We start from the raw sequence: 17,728 nt of genomic DNA on the forward strand, positions 1-17,728 counted from the left end.
GACCTCGGTCTCTCTGGTGCTGAGGACCAATCCGGATGGAACCATCGGGTTCGATCACTACAACTATCAATATGGCTACTACTCAGTGGCGTGCCGCCGAACTGGTCGATCCACGAGGTACGCGGTTTCACGCCGCGGCCAGCATCGGTTGCGCCGGCCGCCGTGTGATCATGAGCGACAGCACGGCCGCGATGATGCCGGTTGCGCCCGCGATCATGAAGGCCTGCAGGTAATCGCCCTGCGCCGAGCGCATGAAGCCGGCGAAGAACGCGGCGCAGGCGGCGCCCAACTGATGGCCTGCCACCACCCAGCCGAACACCAGCGGCGCGTTCTTGTCGCCGAACGCCTCGTTGGCGATGCGCACGGTCGGCGGCACGGTCGCGATCCAGTCGAGGCCGTAGAACACCGCGAATACCGACAGGCTCGCAAGCGAGAAATCCGAGTAGGGCAGGTAGATCAGCGACAGGCCGCGCAGCCCGTAATACAGGAACAGCAGTTTGCGCGGATCGAACCGGTCGGTGAGCCAGCCCGACAGCGTGGTGCCGAACAGGTCGAAGAACCCCATCAGCGCGAGCAGGCCTGCGGCCTGCACCTCGACGATCCCATGGTCGCCGCAGAACGCGATCAGATGGGTGCCGACGAGGCCATTGGTGGTGAAGCCGCAGATGAAGAAGGTCGCGAACAGGAACCAGAACGCCCGCGTCCTGGCGGCGCGCACCAGGTTGCTGATCGCGGCGGTGAACGGATTGCCCGCAGCGGGCGGCGCGGGCTGATCGTCATGCGTGCTGCCGTATGAGCGCAGGCCGACCGCGGCGGGCCGCTCCGGCACCAGAAAATACACCAGCGGGATCAGCGCCGCGCAGCATGCGGCGACCGTCAGCACCACCGGCTTCCAGCCGCCCCACGCCACCAGCGCCGCGAGGCCCGGCATGAAGATCAGCGTGCCGGTCGCGGTCGACGCGGTCAGAAGCCCCATGACGAGGCCGCGATTGGTGGTGAACCAGCGATTGACGACGGTGGCGCCGAGCACGTTGGCGACCGCGCCCGAGCCGATGCCGGACAACAGCCCCCAGCTCATGAACAATTGCCACGGCGCGGTCATGAAATAGCTCATGCCGGTCGAGACCGACATCAGCGCGAGTGCGCCGAGCACCGTGCGGCGGATGCCGAAGCGCTGCATCACGGCGGCGGCGAACGGGCCGGCGAGGCCGTAGAGGAAGATGCCGACCGCAGCCGACGAGGAGATCACGCCGACGTCCCAGCCGAACGCTGATTGCAGCGGCAGCATCAGGACGCCCGGCGTCGCGCGCAGGCCGGCGGAGGCGAGCAGCGCGAGGAAGATCACGGCGACGACGACGAACGCGTAGTTCTGGCCGAACGGCCGCCGCGACACGGGGGCGGCTTGAAGCGCTGTTGAGGGCATGTTACTTACCGGTACGTATTGTGATGCGGCGTGTATACGTACCGGTCAGTAACATTGTCAAGAGGGCCGGGCAGATCCGGAGACCCGTCATGAAGAAATCCGTCGATGCGTCAGCCGAGCGCCCGGCCAAGGCGTTTCCGGGCGAAGCGGCTGCCGGTTCGCGTCGAGAAAACGCGTCAAAACAGGAGTCCGGAGCCCCGCTCCGATCCCATCGGGACGGAAAAGGCGTCAGGGCCGCCGACCGGATCCGCGCCTCCGCGAGCGAGCTATTCTATCGCGAGGGCATCCGCGCGGTCGGCGTCGACGAGGTGGTCGAGCGCGCCGGCGTCACCAAGCCGAGCCTCTATCGCAGCTTCGCCTCCAAGGACGATCTCGCCGCCGCCTATATGCGCGACTACGACCTCGATTTCTGGGAGAAGTTCGAGAACCCCGGCGGCAAGTCGTACAGCGACCCACGGGAGCACGTGCTCGCCTATATCCGCGTGCTGTCGACCCGCGCGGTGCGCGAGGGCTATCGCGGCTGCGGCCTCAGCAACGCCACCGTGGAATATCCGTCGCGCGACAATCCGGCCCGGCAGGTCGCCGAAGCGCACAAGAAGGTGTTCCGCAAGCGCCTGCGCGAGCTCGCGGCCGGCATGGGTGCGCGTCAGCCCGCGGTGCTCGGCGATGCGCTGTTGCTGCTGATCGAGGGCATCTACAGCACCGGCCAGCAGTCGGAAGAGGGGCCGGCGCAGTCGGCGCTCGCGGTCGCGAAGCTGTTGATCGATGCGAGCGTGACGAAGGGGTGAGGGGACGCCGCGCCGATCACGCCGGGACGTCGATATGATCGGGCGCAAGGCCCGCTTGGTGGCGCCGATACATCGCGGTGTAGGCGGCCTCGATATGACGGGTGAAGCGCTTGGTGTCGAACAGCGGCGCCGTCGGCCGATTGGCTGCCAGTCTCGCTTTGAGCGCCGCGAGCCTCGATGGATCGGTGGCAAGATCGACCGCCATCTGCTCGTAAGCCTCCGGCGATTCCGCAATCAGCTCGGGCAGGCCGACCGCATGGAGCAGGCTCGCCGCGACCCGGCCGACAAACGTGTCGCCGAGAATGGTCAGCACCGGCAGGCCAGCCCACAGCGCATCGCTGGCGGTGGTGTGGGCGTTGACGGGAATGTTGTCGAGGAACAGGTCGGCGAGGCGATGGCGCGCGAGATGGTCGGGCAGCGACGCCCGCTGTGCGAACACCAGGCGCTCCGCAGCGATGCCGCGCGCGACCGCCTCCTTGCGCAGATTTGCGCCAGACTCGGCGTGGGCTTCGAGCAGCCACAGCATGCTGCCCTCGACGCGGCCGAGGATCCTCATCCACCGGTCGAACATGCCGGGCGTGATCTTGTAGTTGTTGTTGAAGCAGCAGAACACGAAGCCCGTCGGAGCCAGCCCCACCTCGCTGCGCGCAAACACGCGATCGGTGATGACGCGCTTGTCGTCATTGGCCTGATAGCTGTCGGGCAGAGCCACCACCTTCTCGCTGTAGAATTCGCGATGGTGGTGCGGGATTACGGTCCGATCGGCGATGATGTAGTCGATGAACGGGGCACCGAGCGTTCCCGGGTAACCCAGATAATTGACCTGGATGGGGGCAGGCCGGCGGCCGAGGACCCGGGTGCGGGATCCCCCGGTAAAGCCCTTCAAATCGACCAGGATGTCGATTTCCAATCGTCGGATCAGGTCGGCGACCGCATCGTCGTTCATGTCCCCGACCTCGACAAACCGATCGAACGATGCCTCCAGCCGTCGCCGCATCTTCGGGTCGTTGTTCGGCGACCATGAGATCGCCGCCGTCTCGAATGTCGATCGATCGTGACACTCGAGCATCCCGGCCATCAAATGCGCTGTCGCGTGGCTGCAGAAATCCGACGAGAAATAGCCGATGCGAATCCGGTCGTGATGGTAGCGCTCGCCGCGCCAGCGCTGGTTTTCGGACGGCGGATGGTTCTTCGCGGTCCATCGCGTGGCGCACAGCAGCTGGTCGGCGGCCGATGACGGAACGCTGCAAAACAGGAATGGCGCCGTCGTCGCGTTCCGGTTCCTGATCGTCTCGATCAGCTGGGCGCAATCGGCGTCGAAGTTGGCCCAGTCGCAGATTTGAGATTTGGCGTGCAGGCGATAGCCTTCGATGTCGGCCTGGTCCGGCTTGAGCGCGATCGCCCTGTCGTAGGCAGCGAGAGCCTCGTGGTAGCACTCCAGCATGGATAGCACCTTGCCGCGGTTGGCGTGGGCCGCTGCATCGTCGCCCTTGTACTGGATCGCCTTGTCGATGCTGGCGAGCGCCGCATCGGGCTGCCTGAGCCTGAGCAGCGCCATGCCGCGGTTGTTGTAGGCCTCGCCATAGTCGGGCCGCAGCGCGATCGCCTGGTCGAAACTCGCGACTGCTTCTTCGAGACGGTCCAGCCTGGTCAGCACGTTGCCGCGGTTGTAGCAGGCGCCGGCAATGCCCGGCGCTCGGTCGTAGCTCGCCAGCGCCTCATCGAACCTTTCGAGGTCGTTGAGCACGTTGCCGCGATCGTTGTGCGCACCGGCATCGTTGGGCCTGAGCGCGATCGCCCGGTCGAGGCACGCCAGCGCCTCGTCGAGCCGCCCGAGCTTTCTCAGCGCGGCGCCCCTGTTTCGATGGGCATCGGCATGGCCCGGCACCAGCGCGATCACGCGATCGTAGCTGGCGAGCGCCTCCTCGTGGCGGCCGAGGTCTGCGAGCGTCAATCCGCGATTGAAGAGCGCCGGCGCAAGGTCGTGCCTCAGCGCGGTCGCCCGCTCGAAGCTCGCGAGCGCCTCGTCGAAGCGGCGCAGATCGCGCAGCGCGTTGCCCAGATTGTTGTGCGCATCCGCGACGTTGCCGTTCAGCCTGATCGCGCGCCGGATCAGGTCGACGCCGCGCTCGCTGCGGCCGGTCTGCGCGGAAATCAGGCCGAGCAGATGCAGCGCATCGAAATTGCCGGGCTGCCGGCGGAGAATGTCTTCATAGATCTTCTCCGCCGCCGCCAGCTGCCCCCGCTGATGCAGCGCGATCGCCTGCGCAAAGGCGGGCTGAACGGCGGCCGGACTGGATTTCTGAGGCTCACCTGTTTCCGCCATCCGACGCCTTCGCGCGCTCCGTGTCCGATCCGGGTTTCAAAAGGCCGTTGCAACGAGCGGGTCAAATAGCATCGGGCCTTGGCCGTCACGCCAGCAGACATGACCGATGCGGCGCCATCGCCCGTCCATCAAAGGTTGAAAACTGGCAGATCGCCCTCGATTGCGCAACATCCGATCACGAGGGCAGGGCGTTGGTGAGAACGCTGCAGCACGGATAGCCCCGATGAGCGCGGTGACATCCGCGGAATCGTTCGTCGCCGCCTGTCGCTGCGCCCGTGCGGCCTGCTTGTTTCACCTCTCCCCATTTGGGAGAGGTCGATTTGCGAAGCAAATCGGGTGAGGGGCCGCAGCGCCAACGAGGGACCGGAATCCCTCACCCGGCGCGGAGCCTGTGCTCGGACGGCGCAAAGCGCCGATCCGAGTGCGCCGACCTCTCCCAACGGAGAGGTGAACCTCCAACCGGCCGTTTCAGGCCCAGCGTCGAAACACGAGGCTGGCGTTGACGCCGCCGAATCCGAAACCGTTCGAGATCGCGTGCTCGATGGCCATCGGCCGCGCGACGTTCGCAACGAGGTCGATACCCCCGGCGGCCGGATCGGCGTTCTCCAGGTTGAGCGTCGGCGGCGCGACTTGGTCGCGCAGCGCCAGGATCGTGAAGACCGCCTCGACGCCGCCGGCAGCTCCCAGCAGATGCCCGGTCGCCGATTTGGTCGCGCTGACGGCGATCCCGCCGTCGCGTCCGAACACGCGCTTGATCGCCTCGAGTTCGCCGAGATCGCCGACCGGCGTCGATGTCGAATGCGCGTTGAGATGCTGGATCTCGCTCGCGCGCAGGCCGGCCTGCGCCAGCGCCATCTCCATGGCGCGGCGGGCGCCGTCGCCGTCTTCGGGGCCTGCGGTGATGTGATAGGCGTCCGCCGTCGTGCCGTAGCCGAGGATCTCGGCGACCGGCGTCGCGCCGCGCTGAAGCGCGTGCTCGAGCTCCTCGATCACGAGCACGCCTGCGCCTTCGCCCATCACGAAACCGTCGCGGTCGCGGTCGAACGGCCGCGACGCTCGGGCGGGCTCATCATTGAAGGACGTCGAAAGCGCCCGCGCCGCGGCAAAGCCGCCGAGGCTCACCGGATCGATGCAGGCCTCCGCCCCGCCGCAGATCGCAACGTCGGCCTCATCGGACCTGATCAGCCGCGCGGCATCGCCGATCGCCTGAACGCTCGCCGCGCATGCGGTCACCGGCGCACCGATCGCGCCTTTGTAGCCATAGCGGATGCTGATGTGCCCGGCCGCGAGATTGGCCAGGAAGGCGGGCACGGTGAACGGCGACAGCCGGCGCGCGCCGCTTGTCGCCACCGTGCGCACCGCATCCGCGATCGCGGGAAACCCGCCGATCCCGGTTGCGATCACGGTCGCGGTCCGCTGCTGCGCCCGCGCCTCGGCCGGCATCCAGCCGGCTTGAGCTGTGGCCTCCGCCGCCGCCAGCAGCGCGAACAGGATGAACCGGTCCATCTTCTTCTGGTCCTTGCGCGGCGCCGCCAGATCAGGATCGAACCCGCCCTCGGCATCGGAGGCCTTGTCAGGCACCCGGCCTGCGACGCGCGCCGGCAGGCTCGCTGCCCATTCCGGCAATGCCCGAAGCCCGGACCGCCCCGCCAGCAGCCGCGACCAGACCAGTTCGGTGCCACAGCCCAGCGGGGACACCGTCCCGAGGCCCGTTACGACAATTCGACGCATGGTGCTCCTGTTGGGCTTTTACCGGTGTGGCCGGAACTCGAACTGCTGGGTTTTTATATATGATTATCATCATCTATTACCTTGACCAACTGGACGTCAAGCCGCGATGCCACGTCGCGCGCGTGTTGCGTTCCGGCGCCTCCGCGGTGCTTGACTTAAGAGTATTTTGTAACTACAAAATAAATCATGAAGATCATTTGGGACGAACCGAAGCGGCTCGCCAATCTCGACAAGCACGGGATGGATTTCGGTGATCTCAACGAGCGGTTCTTCGACACGGCTCTGGTTCGCAAGGCCAGGCTCAATCGATATCAAGCGATCGGTGTCAACATGCGCGGCGTGATTTCGGTGGTCTTCGCGGTCTACGGCGCGGAAGCCGTCAGCATCATCAGCATGCGGGCCGCCAGCAAGTCAGAAGGGGACCTCTATGAAGAAAACCGTCGCTAAGAAAGCCTACACGAAGGCGGACATGCGCGCTGTGAGCGACAATCCGGAATGGACCAAGGCTGACTTCGCGAAGGCCGTTCCCTTTGACGAACTCCTGCCCAAGCTCAGGAAGGGCCGCGGACCCAACAAGGCGCCGACCAAAAAGCAGGTCACGCTGCGGCTCAGCCCTGTTGTCCTCGAGCATTTCAAGGCAAAGGGCAAAGGGTGGCAGAGCCAGATCGACGAGGCCTTGGTGAAGATCGTCAAGCGAAAGGCTGGCTAGGCATCCCTGAGCCTTCCCGCAATTTGGTGAGTTTCGGCGACAGGGAAGTTTCGGTGGGCAGTGCACTTAATTTGGTGATTTAGTGCACCGCAATTGCTGTCACTACAATTGCCCGATCAATGCCCGGGCGAACAGCCGATAGGCTGGCACGGATGGCCCGGAATACAGATGCAAATGGTGCTGCCACCGGGAGGCGGGGGCGGTGGGTCCAGGTTGACCGGCGGGATCGGTGGCGGGGAAATCGGCAGCGCATCTCCGTCGAAGGCGCAGGTGTCGGTATCCCCCAACATGATGACGTGCGGCTTGCCGTCACTTTGCAGCCAGGTCTTGTTCGGCGATGACGCCGACTGCTGGTAAACGTCCAGTCTCGAGTACAAGGTGACGGTGGTCTTGGGCGTGCCGCTCGCCGCGTAGCAAACCGTCGTGCAGTTTCTGGCGGGGCAACTGATCGATTCCTGCAGCGTGCCTTCGAGGGCATGCGCCTGGTTTGCAGCGAATAGTAGAAGCACGGTACCGACCACCCATCGCATCGCTCGCCCCCTGAAAAAAATGTAAGTAAGCTGGATGACGCTGACAATGCACTCAATTGATGCCTGATACCACTACTTGCATCATACTTGTCCCGCATCCTCCGCGCCGTCATCGCTCGACCAGCCGCAGCAAGCGTAGCCAGGATGAGCGTAGCGACATCCGGGAAATGGTCCCGTTCCCGCATGTCGCTGCGCTCATGCGGGCTACTTGCTTGTGCAGTGTGATTTGGCGCAAAGGCGGATGGGTTGGCGTCAAGTTCGTCACTGAGTGAATGAACAAGCGTAGCCCGGATGAGTGCGGTGATATCCGGGGGATGGTCCATCCCGCGTGTCGCTTCGCTCATGCGGGCTTCTTGCTAGGCGGCTGAATCTTTACGCTGGATTCAAGCTCTCGCATGGAACTTGCCATCCGCTTCGCGGCGTTGAATTCGTAGCACGCTCGGACGACAGAGCGAGCACGATTAGGGCCGCAACCAAGTCTGGGGCACAAACTTGATCCCGTCTCGCCAGCGCTGGACGATGCAATCGTGGAACCATGGCTCAAGCAGCTCAACATGATCAGTTACAATTATTTGGGTGCGAGGACCTTGGCCGCTCATTGAGTAATTCCACAAGAGCTCAAACAGCTCATGCACAGCAGCCTGATCTTCATCTGCCAGTCCGTCGACGCGCCCATTTTCGTCACGCTCGGGTGGATAGTGCGCTTGCGAAGGTTGGTCCAACATAAGGAATGCAGGCACTGGACGCCTTCGGAGGAAGAACAATCTGTGAAGACTGAGGTGCGCTGCAACGTGATACCCGACCCAGTTTTCGCCGCTGCCCATTTGGCTAAGCGAAAGCGGTCCGTCGACCGTATCGGCAACTACCGTGAGGGACTTCATATCCAGCCTCAATGGATTGTTGCCGTGTTCCAAGCCAAGCTGTCGAGCGTATGTCGTGAGGTCCCGGTTCACAAGACTCAGGGCCGTGTCGAGCCGGCTTTGGGAGGTGTCATCCTCCAATGCTTGCTCCAGTTCAGCAATCTCGGCGCGAAGGCGCTCTATCGCTTGCGGAAGGTGGCTGTCGGTGGCCGTCGCTTTAACGTTCTCCAGATAGTACGCAATACGACCGGAGACGCGGGCCTGTTCTGTAAAGGACTCCTGTTGAATCCGTAGCCGCTCGTTATCTTGAATACGGGCAGCCAAGTCTCGTTGAACCGCGCGAAGTTGCTCTTCAATGCTGGCGCGTTGGGCTTCAAGCGAAGCGAGGCGAGCCTGAAGCCGAGGAGAATCGCGGTGAACAGATGTAAGCTGCTGCTCTATTCCAACCAGGGATTCCCTTAGCTCTGTAACTGATGGAACAGGGATGGCGAGGTGGCTGTCACACAGCGGGCAAATGTCAGTGTGCCCGTCAACCGCTCTAATAAGACTAATAGAAGCGAGTCTGGCCTCCTGTTCTTTTGCCTCCGTGGCAAACTCGGAAGCTTCGCGGCCAAGTCGTTCTACATCTGCGATTTCCTCGCGCATCTCCTGGAGCTCGCCTCGAAGTCTGCGACGCCGATCTTCAAGTTCGCTAAGATCGGCTTCAGGCTCCTCTATTGAGGTTATATCGATAGGACGAGGTGCAGAAGCCTGTCGCAACAGCTCCATCGCACTTTCCGCGTTGGAAGCAGTTGCATCTGGTGGTATTAGTCGGACGCGTCGAGCCTCTTGCAGAAGAGCCTGTGCACTTGTCGACACTTCACGCGTCACCGCGCTTGCGTCTGCATATTCCCGTTCAAGCTTTCTTAATCTCGCTCGGACCTCATTGTAGCGCATCAGCGTCAGGAAGTGATTTTCGTCAATCGCGCCAAGGAAATACGGCAGGCTGTCTCTGATCGCCGCGGGCATGAATTGCTCGCCCTGCCTATGAAATAGCAAGCGCCTGTTTGCGATCTCGTCTTGGCCTTGCAAGGAGAACAAAATCGCGTGCCGGGATGACGCTTCCAATGGAAGCCTGGTTGAGCCCTGCTCCGGGACATGCAGATTCTCGGATATTCCGAGGATTGTGGATAGCTGGGTCTTCAAACCCTCCGCCGTAATGTTCTTCTGGAATTCGGCCGAGGTGGCGGGGAGGATCTCAACACCACGAGCAAAAAAGGTGTCGTCGCTTGCGCGTCCTGCCGGACCAGGATTGCGGCGTGCAAGAAGGATTCCTTCTCCGTCGTGATCAAGATGGAGAGCAAACCAAGACACGCTCTTGCGTATTTCCCCTTCGGCGACAGTGCACTCTGCGCGCCCCCAACAATAATCGACAATATCCAGAAGAGAAGACTTACCCGTCTTTGAAGCGCCGGTAACGATGTTCAGGCTACTTAGTTTGAATTCGACGTCGCGCCGTTCACCTTCATGCGAATAGATAGAAATTGAACGCAATTGAAGACTCATGGCGATACTCCCAATCCCTGCATAATAGATGAAGCGCTCCCCTGGTTTGCAAACCACCTTCCAAGCAGGGCGGCTGCACTGCGGGCTTCACTCACATCATCCGTGACCAGCAATGGCCGCGCCGAACGACCAATGGACTTGGTACCTGGCCTTAGCCCCCCTCCGTTGAATGCAAGTACCTTGTGTTGAATGAGAAAGAGCAGCGCCTCACGAGTTACCGGCACTAGTCGCTGAGCCCTGTCCGGAAATTCAGCGAGAATCGGATTGTGATCCGCGGTCCATCCGGCGAATGCGGTCGATGAATTGCCGGGAAGCTGGCCTCGTGTCGCCGGATGCAATACGAGGGGAAGCACAACGAACGAGAGCGCGAAGCTAAACGGTTGCTTTCTCAATCTAAAAAATTCAGCGACGGTTCGAAAAATTAGCTCGCCGCAGAAAGCCGGGTTCAAATTGCGCGCTTCCTCAGAAGGCCTGTCTGACCACCGCAAATCCCATTGGGTCTTATGCATCTTCCGGCTCCTCTATTGAGGAAAAGAGAGATGCATAGTTGCGATGCCAACCGATCCTGAGATCATTGGCTAAGATATGGTAGGAACCTACATTGAGAAATCTTGCAGTTACCGTTCTAAAGGGAAACCGGGCCTCGGCCTCTACCCAATGATACAGTTGCTGACCTGCCTGCCGAGCTGTCGCATCATCGGCTGCATCGCTGAGACCATCACACATAGTCTCAAATCGAGGCTGCCATTCTTCTGTAAGCGTTTTTTCGAATCTTGCCACCTCTCCATCAAACAGGAGATTTTGCCGAGTCCACAGAGACCGCTGCGTGAAGGCGCGGTAATAATCCCGCTTCGCGTACTGGACCCTTGTGTTTCCAACCCCGACGCTTCGCAGCTGCCGGACAAATGTCATTTCATTTAGTGCGTCGAGTTCGGACTGCGGGGGGTCGACATGCTCCATATCTGTCGGGAGAGCGTCACGCCTCATGGCGTCGCGGATGTCATCGAGCTTTCCCTCGAGCTCAAGAATTGAGATCACGCCTCCCTCCTGAAGCGCGACGCATATGCGGGGCCACCACCACCCTTCAAGCATTTGGCGCGCGACAGAGGCCTTGCCCCGCGGAGCGATCAACTTCAGACGCTCTTCTATGGCCGTTTCAAGCTCGGTGATTACAGGGCTTTGATCTAACACCTCCACTGCGTTGAGGAGTGAATTACGCATCTGTGGCGTCAGCTTTTGAAAGGCGGCGAAAGCATCCTTCAATGTTTTGTTTTCGGACGACTCGGCTGCGGACACGAGTAGCTTTTCAGCCTGAGTGATGTCGCGGTGGGCGTCGGGGCGCAAGAAGGAGGCTGCGGAGTGGGGTGGTGCATGGCCAGTAGTTATGAGAACGAACCGACTCCGGCCAGGGAGCGCCGGATTCTCTCTCGTCGCTTCGCACCAAATCCTAAGAGTCTTCCAAAGATCGACGCTCGTATCTGTCAGATCTCCCACCTTGCTTATGTGATGTTTCGTTTGCAGCAGCTCGATGGGCTCTCCGTCTTTCTCGAACGAGACGTCGTCGAAGCGTTCTATCGCAACATCAATGCTGAATTCACCGTATGCAAGGCGAAGGCTCTCAAATAGAGCAAGCCGAGCCTGATAATAGTAGCCCGCAGCCGAACTCGCCGCTGTAAAAGTCTGCTTCTTCGTAGTCACGCCTGCCCCGGCTCTCACCTAGCCCCTTCCATACAACGAATGCGTGCACGGCCGCCGACATACGTCAAGCCAAGAGCCCAAGTAAAGAAAAGTTATGCAGAAGAGCCACAACGTCTCCGGGCGTCGCCACAAAGGGATTGAGTCAAAACAAGCGTCTGCATGCTCTCATCCGCGGACGGAGAGAAAGGACTCGTTCCGTCAAAGCCAAATGCTCGCAATGTAAACAATTTTCTATAGCAATATCAATTGTATAGCGGCCTGCAGGTTTTATTCTGAACGGCGCGCCAGACGGCTCTTTGCAAGAGCGATCACTTCATCCCCTCCAGCACCTTCCTTGCCTCCCCCAACAACGCCCGTACCTCCCACCGCTCTTCGATCGCCTCCCTGGTAAACAGGCCGTGCTTGCGCGCGTTCCGGTTTGCCCTTGGCGCGCCAGATCCCTTTGCGCCGCCGTGCATGCGGCAACGCCTATTGCCGCGCACCGCCGGCGCGCGGCACGCGCCGCCGCAAGGGGTCTTAACGCGGCAACGCGGGCTCGCCAGCTTTGCCCCGGTCGTTCCGATATGACCGCTCAAGCCTTGGCGTTCTGCCTGGCATCGGCGGCATCATGCGTTCGCCTGCCGCGCGCGGCCTTCGGCGCCCGCGCCGCGGATGCCGGTGGCGCTGGTGGATCGGCTGTCGAGGCGAAGACGACGCGACTGTTGGTGCTCGCCCAGAGCGAAGTCGCCACACCGAATATCGTGGCGCGACGACTTCGCCATGGTGGACCCGGATCGAGGGCAATATCCGGTACGCTGATGTTTGATCGGCGCCCGCGTCAAAGCAAACGAACTCGCGCGTTAAGCTCGATGCTGCGCGATCAGGTCAATTCGGGAACTCCGGCCGTCGCATCATCCATTCCGGTTCAGGTCGACTCCGCGGCGTCATTGATCGCGGTCGGAGCACTTGATCCATTGCGCAGATTGTCGGGCGGCAAGGTCGAAATTTGACCGGCTGTTAACCGGCCTCGCCGAGACTATTTCTGCCAGACCGGAGACGTGGAAGTGTCCTTCCAACTGACCGTCTTGAAAGTGCTGGCCGGCCAGTCCGCCGGGCGTGCCTCCGTTGCCGAAATCCGGCACGCCGTCGAAATCCTCATGAACAGCGGCAAAGACTGGACCGATCGCATGAAGCGCTTGGCTCAGCATGCCCCCGATCTAAATATCTTCACGGCCAGATACATTCTCCGCGATGACAAAGGCTGGGAAATCACCGATGAGGGACGGCAATTCCTCGCCGCGCTCGAGGCGGCGGTTGCCAATCGGATAGAGCCACCGCCTCGAACAATCGTCGATCTGCCATCCAGCGTACCCGCAGCGAAGCCAGTGGCAGAGGTCGCAAGATCGCTTGATCCTCCCCAAAGACGCCGCGACAGGCCGCGACGCCGGCGGGGGAAGGATCGATCCAATCGGCGCAGGGCCTGAATTGGTTTGTTGGGCTTTGGAGCGCGGGGTCGCATCAAGCCTTCGTTAGTGGAAACGCAATCTTTCTGACGGAGCATCGATCAGATTTGCATCATTTATTGATTGGCCACGGAATGGTTGTCCTTCCCGACAGACGAAAGTCTGCGCGCAATCCGTCTTTGGATGATGCCCTCATCAGGTTTGACGACCTGTCGCTGTGCTGTACCGTGCGGGACATCACGGAGGATGGCGCCGCTGTGTGGGCAGACCAGAATTTCGAACTGCCCGATCAGTTCACCCTCATCATTCCGCCGAGCAAGACCTGGTTGTGCCATGTGATTTGGCGCAAAGGCGGATGGATCGGCGTCAAGTTCCACACTGAGTGAAACGCGTGCTTGCGCCACGCTGAACGCGACGCCCACGGCCGTATGTCGTGCGCATGCGCGGGATTTTGCAATCGACGCGCGCTGACTGCACCGGGAAGGTATGGGAAATGATCCCGCCGCGGCAGCAGGCCCGTGCCTGTCGTGGCCGTGCCGCGCCGGCGTCGTAGCCGGCTGTTCGAGGGATTGCTCGCTCAGCCCTGAGGGAAGTGTGTCGCCCTCGCAACGTTGCAATTGTTCCGCTGGGGACCGGGCGTGTTTGCTCTTCACCGGAGCGCCGATTCATTCTCTAATGATGACGGACCTTCGGCGGCGATTGTATTTCCAAGATGTTCATTTGAGATCGGGTCCAAGAGGTCGCTGTCAGCGCCAGCGACCTCTTCGTTTTGCTTCATTTCGTTTTGCTGCATTCATTTGCGGAGGGATCCTCCAATGCCGATACAGGTGTGGGCCATTGCAGCTTCGATCGGCTGGACAGCCGTTGTCGGGACGACGCTGCTCTACATGATTTTTGGACCCGGCTAGGTCGACGCCAACCCATCAGGTGGACGACGCGGTCATGGTCGAAATCTCATTCCCTTCAGCATCTTCCGCGCTTCCCCCAACAACGCCCGTATCTCCCTCCGCTCGGCGATCGCATCCCTGGTGAAAAGCCCGTGCTTGCGGGCATTCCGGTTTGCTCTCGGCGCGCCGGATCCCTTGGCACCGCCGTGCATGCGGCAGCGCCTCTTGCCGCGCACTGCCGGCGCGCGGCACGCGCCGCCCGAGCGGGTTCTGGCGCCGCAGCGCGCGCTCGCCAGCATTGGGCCGGTGGTGCTGGTGTGATTGCTCATGCCTGGGCGTTCTGCCCAGCGTCGGCGGCATCATGCGCGCGCCTGGCGCTCACGGCCTTCGGCGTCCGCGTCTTGGGTGCCGGCATCTTGTCGGAGACGATCACGTTCGCATGCTGGGTGACGTTGCCGACGATGGCGTTGCCGCCGTCTTCCACTTTCACGTTCTGCACGGTGATGGCGGGTTCGCCATGGCTGCGGTAGCGGTTCAGCGCCTCGATCTGGGCGGGAAAGGTGCGGGCGAGCCGGCCGAGGGCGCGCGCCGCGCTGTCGTGCTGGGCGAGGTCGTCGGCATGCGCGAGGTGCTGGGCACAGCGCATCGCCATCACATGCACCGAGACCATCTGCGCCACCAGCATGGCCTCGACGGCATCGCGCGGGCGAATGCTCTTCACCATCGATAGCATGAAAGCGAGGTTGACCTCGCTGGGCCTGCCGCCGCTCACGCTGGCCCTGACCAATTGCCTGAGGATGCCGTCCATCGCGTCGCGATCGGCGACCCCGAGCGCGTTCGCCATCAGCTGCTCGCCGAGCTTCCGGTCGGGGTGATCGATCGCGTAGCCGCGCCGCGAGAGTTTGATGCGCGGCAGTGCGGCTGCTTGCGGCTCGGCGGGTAGGGCGGCCGGCGTCGGCACGGTGAGATCGGGGGCAGTGGTCATGTCGATAGTCCCTGGAATGCGCCGCGCGCGCAGGCGATCGCTCGCTGCGGGCGGCGGGTGCGATGTCGATTGAGGGTTTAAGGATGTCCGGCCGCGATCGCAGCCGGCGAGCCCGCGCTTGCGGGCGAGGGGGCGCCTGCAGGGGCGCTTGCATGATTTCGGAATATTGGAAATATGCCCCTGATTTGCCCGACGTGTCAAGCCGCCGTGTCAGGCGCTGGCGGCGGGCCTGCGCCTTTGCATGGGGTTGTTTTCGCGTTTTTCGCCGCGCGCATTGATTGCGGCGAGTTCCGCCACCGTCGTCAGCGATGATCCCGGCGAGACACGGTGCGACATCCGCGCTCGCGGATGCCCTGCGCGGGGCCGCCTGCGCATCCCGCAACCCTCAATCCGAAGACATCGGGGCGCGGATCGTTATACTGCCGACAGCTTTGCGACCGGGCTCGAGGCCCGCATCTGAGGACACTGCTGAAATGAGCGAGACCATTGGCCACCCCGATCCCGGCCTCGATCTGTCCGATGGTTTCAAGCCGCACACCTCGCATTGGGGCGTGTTCTCGGCGCGGCTCGGCCAAGCCGGCCTCGAAGTCCGGCCCTATGCCGGAGATCCCGATCCGAACGGCATCATCAACAACTTCCCCGGCGCGCTGCGCCACCAGGCGCGCATCGCGAGGCCCGCGATCCGCCGTGGCTGGCTGGAGCGCGGCCCCGGGCCCGACGACCGCCGCGGCCGCGACGAATTCGTCCCGGTCAGCTGGGAGAAGGCGCTCGATCTGCTCGGCGGTGAGCTCGGGCGCGTTCGCGACACGATCGGCCCCGGCGCGGTGTTCGGCGGCTCCTATGGCTGGTCGAGCGCGGGCCGCTTCCATCACGCGCAGAGCCAGGTGCATCGCTTCCTCAACATCGCGATGGGCGGCTATGTCCGGTCGGTGAACTCCTATTCCTCCGGCGCGTCCTCGGTGCTGCTGCCGCAGATTTTGACCGGCTACGAGGACATCACCAAGCGCAACGTCACCTGGGAGCAGATCGCTGATAAGACCGACATCGTGCTGGCGTTCGGCGGCATGGCGCTGAAGAACTCGATGGTGGCCGGCGGCTCGATCAGCAAGCATGTCGAGCGCGGCGCGATGCAGGCCGCGCACCGCCGCGGCTGCGAGTTCGTGCTGGTCAGCCCGCTGCGTGACGATCTCCCGGTCGAGGCCGGCGCCGAATGGCTGACCGCGACACCGGGCACCGACACCGCGCTGATGCTCGGCATCGTCCACACTTTGGTCAGCGAAGGCCTGCACGACCAGGCCTTCCTCGATCGCTACACCGAGGGCTGGCCGGTGTTTTTGCGCTATCTCACAGGCGAGACCGACGGCGTGTCGAAGAGCGCCGATTGGGCCGCGTCGATCTGCGGCATCGACGCCGGCACGATCAGGACGCTGGCGCGGCGGCTTGCCGGGCGGCGCGCGCTGATCACCGTCTCGCATTCGCTGCAGCGCGCCGAGCATGGCGAGCAGCCGGTGTGGATGGGCATGGTGCTGGCGGCGGCGCTCGGCCAGATCGGCCTGCCCGGCGGCGGCTACGCCTATTCGCTCGGCGCGATCGGCTATTACGGGCGCCGCGTCAACGCCGTGCCCGGACCGACGCTCGGCCAGGGCCGCAACGGCGTCGCCGACTTCATTCCGGTGGCGCGCATCGCCGACATGCTGCTCAATCCCGGCACGACCTATCGCTACAATGGCGAGACGCGGACCTATCCGGATATCCGCCTGGTCTACTGGGCCGGCGGCAATCCGTTCCATCACCACCAGGACCTCAATCGCCTGCGCAAGGCGTTTGCGCGGCTCGATACGCTCGTGGTGCACGAGCTCGCCTGGACCGCGACCGCGCGCCACGCCGACATCGTGCTGCCCGCGACCATGACGCTGGAGCGCGAGGACATCGGCTATTCCACCAACGATCCCCTGATGGTCGCGATGCACCGGATCGCCGAGCCGTTCGGCCTCGCCCGCGACGACTACGACATCTTCGCAGATCTCGCCGAGCGGCTCGGGGCCCGCGAGCCCTTCACCGAGGGGCGCACTTCGCGCGAATGGCTGCAACATCTCTACGAGCCGACCCGCAAGGCGCTCGCCGCGCGCGGGCTGGAGGCGCCCGGCTTCGATGAGTTCTGGGCGCGCGGCAGTCTGGTCGTGCCGCAGCATCTCGACGATGGCGGCGCGCTGCGCCGCTTCCGCGAGGACCCGGTCGCGCGTCCGCTGCCGACACCGAGCGGCCGCATCGAGATCTTCTCGCAGAAGATCGCCGGTCATGGCGATGCGGATTGCCCGGGCCATCCGGTCTGGCTCGCGAAGACGGACACGCCGACACCTGATACGCCGTGCTTCCTGGTCGCCAACCAGCCGGTGACGCGGCTGCACAGCCAGCTCGATTTCGGCGGCCATTCGGTTGAGGCCAAGCATCGCGGCCGCGAGGTCGCGCGCATGAATCCGCGCGACGCTGCGGCGCGCGGGATCGCCGACGGCGACATCATCCGCATCTTCAACGCGCGCGGCGCCTGCCTTGCCGCGGTGCATGTCACCGACGGCATCGCCCCCGGCGTGGTGCAACTGCCGACCGGCGCCTGGTACGATCCGATGGACCCCGAGGACGAGGCGCCGCTCTGCGTTCACGGCAATCCCAACGTGCTGACGCGCGATATCGGCACGTCCTCCTTCGCGCAGGGCTGCACCGGGCAGCTGACGACGGTTCAGGTCGAGCGCTTCAACGGCAATCTGCCGCCGATCCGGGCGTTCGATCCGGCGTAATTTTACGCC

Annotated in this window: 16 protein-coding genes; 7 read left to right on the top strand and 9 right to left on the bottom strand. The window is 63.1% G+C overall.

Translation table 11 applies throughout. The annotated features are described in order from the left end of the window. Positions 1 to 127: 127 nt before the first annotated feature. Positions 128 to 1,423 (bottom strand): MFS transporter, encoded by a 1,296-nt coding sequence (locus ACTUWL_RS22595; RefSeq protein WP_021077085.1) that lies wholly within the window; start codon positions 1,421 to 1,423, stop codon positions 128 to 130. A gap of 89 nt (positions 1,424 to 1,512) precedes the next feature. Here ACTUWL_RS22595 and ACTUWL_RS22600 point away from each other — a divergent pair, with 89 nt between their 5' ends. After that, positions 1,513 to 2,211: a TetR/AcrR family transcriptional regulator gene (locus ACTUWL_RS22600; RefSeq protein ID WP_021077086.1), complete on the top strand. Its 699-nt coding sequence runs from the start codon at positions 1,513 to 1,515 to the stop codon at positions 2,209 to 2,211. A 16-nt stretch (positions 2,212 to 2,227) separates the two neighbouring features. Here the strand turns inward: ACTUWL_RS22600 and ACTUWL_RS22605 are convergent, their stop codons facing one another. Continuing rightward, entirely contained in the window at positions 2,228 to 4,537 is a 2,310-nt protein-coding gene (locus ACTUWL_RS22605) for a tetratricopeptide repeat protein (RefSeq protein WP_021077087.1), read from the bottom strand. A 468-nt stretch (positions 4,538 to 5,005) separates the two neighbouring features. Continuing rightward, positions 5,006 to 6,268, bottom strand: a complete 1,263-nt coding sequence (gene fabF / locus ACTUWL_RS22610) for a beta-ketoacyl-ACP synthase II (RefSeq protein WP_021077088.1) — start codon at positions 6,266 to 6,268, stop codon at positions 5,006 to 5,008. Positions 6,269 to 6,454: 186 nt separating this feature from the next. Here fabF and ACTUWL_RS22615 point away from each other — a divergent pair, with 186 nt between their 5' ends. Further along, the gene (locus ACTUWL_RS22615; RefSeq protein WP_021077089.1) at positions 6,455 to 6,715 is read left to right on the top strand and encodes a BrnT family toxin; all 261 of its coding nucleotides are present in this window, start codon (positions 6,455 to 6,457) and stop codon (positions 6,713 to 6,715) included. Next, entirely contained in the window at positions 6,696 to 6,977 is a 282-nt protein-coding gene (locus ACTUWL_RS22620; RefSeq protein ID WP_021077090.1) for a BrnA antitoxin family protein, read from the top strand. Before ACTUWL_RS22615 ends, ACTUWL_RS22620 begins: the two co-directional genes overlap by 20 nt. Before the next feature lie 116 nt (positions 6,978 to 7,093). Here the strand turns inward: ACTUWL_RS22620 and ACTUWL_RS22625 are convergent, their stop codons facing one another. The 4 genes from ACTUWL_RS22625 to ACTUWL_RS22640 all read right to left on the bottom strand — a co-directional run bounded on the left by ACTUWL_RS22625 (position 7,094) and on the right by ACTUWL_RS22640 (position 11,610). Further along, on the bottom strand, positions 7,094 to 7,498 hold the full coding sequence (locus ACTUWL_RS22625) for a hypothetical protein (protein ID WP_146160331.1): 405 nt from the start codon (positions 7,496 to 7,498) through the stop codon (positions 7,094 to 7,096). A gap of 470 nt (positions 7,499 to 7,968) precedes the next feature. Then, positions 7,969 to 9,912: a DUF3732 domain-containing protein gene (locus ACTUWL_RS22630; RefSeq protein ID WP_021077092.1), complete on the bottom strand. Its 1,944-nt coding sequence runs from the start codon at positions 9,910 to 9,912 to the stop codon at positions 7,969 to 7,971. Then, on the bottom strand, positions 9,909 to 10,421 hold the full coding sequence (locus tag ACTUWL_RS22635; protein WP_106940082.1) for a three component ABC system middle component: 513 nt from the start codon (positions 10,419 to 10,421) through the stop codon (positions 9,909 to 9,911). The genes ACTUWL_RS22630 and ACTUWL_RS22635 overlap by 4 nt, the downstream gene beginning before the upstream one ends. Further along, complete coding sequence (locus ACTUWL_RS22640; protein ID WP_035650163.1) at positions 10,414 to 11,610, bottom strand: ABC-three component system protein; 1,197 nt, start codon at positions 11,608 to 11,610, stop codon at positions 10,414 to 10,416. Before ACTUWL_RS22640 ends, ACTUWL_RS22635 begins: the two co-directional genes overlap by 8 nt. A 563-nt stretch (positions 11,611 to 12,173) precedes the next feature. Here ACTUWL_RS22640 and ACTUWL_RS22645 point away from each other — a divergent pair. The 3 genes from ACTUWL_RS22645 to ACTUWL_RS22655 all read left to right on the top strand — a co-directional run bounded on the left by ACTUWL_RS22645 (position 12,174) and on the right by ACTUWL_RS22655 (position 13,438). Then, entirely contained in the window at positions 12,174 to 12,599 is a 426-nt protein-coding gene (locus ACTUWL_RS22645; RefSeq protein ID WP_146160332.1) for a hypothetical protein, read from the top strand. Positions 12,600 to 12,653: 54 nt separating this feature from the next. After that, the gene (locus ACTUWL_RS22650; RefSeq protein ID WP_146160333.1) at positions 12,654 to 13,073 is read left to right on the top strand and encodes a hypothetical protein; all 420 of its coding nucleotides are present in this window, start codon (positions 12,654 to 12,656) and stop codon (positions 13,071 to 13,073) included. A 113-nt stretch (positions 13,074 to 13,186) separates the two neighbouring features. Then, positions 13,187 to 13,438, top strand: coding sequence for a PilZ domain-containing protein (locus tag ACTUWL_RS22655; protein WP_021077094.1), 252 nt, complete (start codon positions 13,187 to 13,189; stop codon positions 13,436 to 13,438). A gap of 554 nt (positions 13,439 to 13,992) precedes the next feature. Here ACTUWL_RS22655 and ACTUWL_RS22660 read toward each other — a convergent pair. Together ACTUWL_RS22660 and ACTUWL_RS22665 are read right to left on the bottom strand one after the other, a co-directional pair. Beyond that, entirely contained in the window at positions 13,993 to 14,268 is a 276-nt protein-coding gene (locus ACTUWL_RS22660) for an HGGxSTG domain-containing protein (protein ID WP_106940084.1), read from the bottom strand. Continuing rightward, positions 14,265 to 14,924, bottom strand: coding sequence for a hypothetical protein (locus tag ACTUWL_RS22665; protein WP_021077096.1), 660 nt, complete (start codon positions 14,922 to 14,924; stop codon positions 14,265 to 14,267). The genes ACTUWL_RS22660 and ACTUWL_RS22665 overlap by 4 nt, the downstream gene beginning before the upstream one ends. A 473-nt stretch (positions 14,925 to 15,397) precedes the next feature. Between ACTUWL_RS22665 and ACTUWL_RS22670 the strand changes: the two genes are divergently transcribed. Continuing rightward, the gene (locus tag ACTUWL_RS22670; RefSeq protein ID WP_021077097.1) at positions 15,398 to 17,719 is read left to right on the top strand and encodes a molybdopterin guanine dinucleotide-containing S/N-oxide reductase; all 2,322 of its coding nucleotides are present in this window, start codon (positions 15,398 to 15,400) and stop codon (positions 17,717 to 17,719) included. Positions 17,720 to 17,728 lie beyond the last annotated feature (9 nt).

It is taken from the genome of Bradyrhizobium sp. WCU1 (assembly GCF_053474805.1).

What these genes read in the sequence shown, in the direction of transcription:
- ACTUWL_RS22635 (WP_106940082.1), bottom strand. Translation starts at nt 10,421, where the DNA reads ATGCATAAGACCCAATGGGATTTGCGGTGGTCAGACAGGCCTTCTGAG.
- ACTUWL_RS22655 (WP_021077094.1), top strand. Translation starts at nt 13,187, where the DNA reads ATGGTTGTCCTTCCCGACAGACGAAAGTCTGCGCGCAATCCGTCTTTG.
- ACTUWL_RS22670 (WP_021077097.1), top strand. Translation starts at nt 15,398, where the DNA reads ATGAGCGAGACCATTGGCCACCCCGATCCCGGCCTCGATCTGTCCGAT.
- ACTUWL_RS22630 (WP_021077092.1), bottom strand. Translation starts at nt 9,912, where the DNA reads ATGAGTCTTCAATTGCGTTCAATTTCTATCTATTCGCATGAAGGTGAA.
- fabF (WP_021077088.1), bottom strand. Translation starts at nt 6,268, where the DNA reads ATGCGTCGAATTGTCGTAACGGGCCTCGGGACGGTGTCCCCGCTGGGC.
- ACTUWL_RS22620 (WP_021077090.1), top strand. Translation starts at nt 6,696, where the DNA reads ATGAAGAAAACCGTCGCTAAGAAAGCCTACACGAAGGCGGACATGCGC.
- ACTUWL_RS22660 (WP_106940084.1), bottom strand. Translation starts at nt 14,268, where the DNA reads ATGAGCAATCACACCAGCACCACCGGCCCAATGCTGGCGAGCGCGCGC.
- ACTUWL_RS22615 (WP_021077089.1), top strand. Translation starts at nt 6,455, where the DNA reads ATGAAGATCATTTGGGACGAACCGAAGCGGCTCGCCAATCTCGACAAG.
- ACTUWL_RS22605 (WP_021077087.1), bottom strand. Translation starts at nt 4,537, where the DNA reads ATGGCGGAAACAGGTGAGCCTCAGAAATCCAGTCCGGCCGCCGTTCAG.
- ACTUWL_RS22645 (WP_146160332.1), top strand. Translation starts at nt 12,174, where the DNA reads ATGACCGCTCAAGCCTTGGCGTTCTGCCTGGCATCGGCGGCATCATGC.
- ACTUWL_RS22665 (WP_021077096.1), bottom strand. Translation starts at nt 14,924, where the DNA reads ATGACCACTGCCCCCGATCTCACCGTGCCGACGCCGGCCGCCCTACCC.
- ACTUWL_RS22600 (WP_021077086.1), top strand. Translation starts at nt 1,513, where the DNA reads ATGAAGAAATCCGTCGATGCGTCAGCCGAGCGCCCGGCCAAGGCGTTT.
- ACTUWL_RS22595 (WP_021077085.1), bottom strand. Translation starts at nt 1,423, where the DNA reads ATGCCCTCAACAGCGCTTCAAGCCGCCCCCGTGTCGCGGCGGCCGTTC.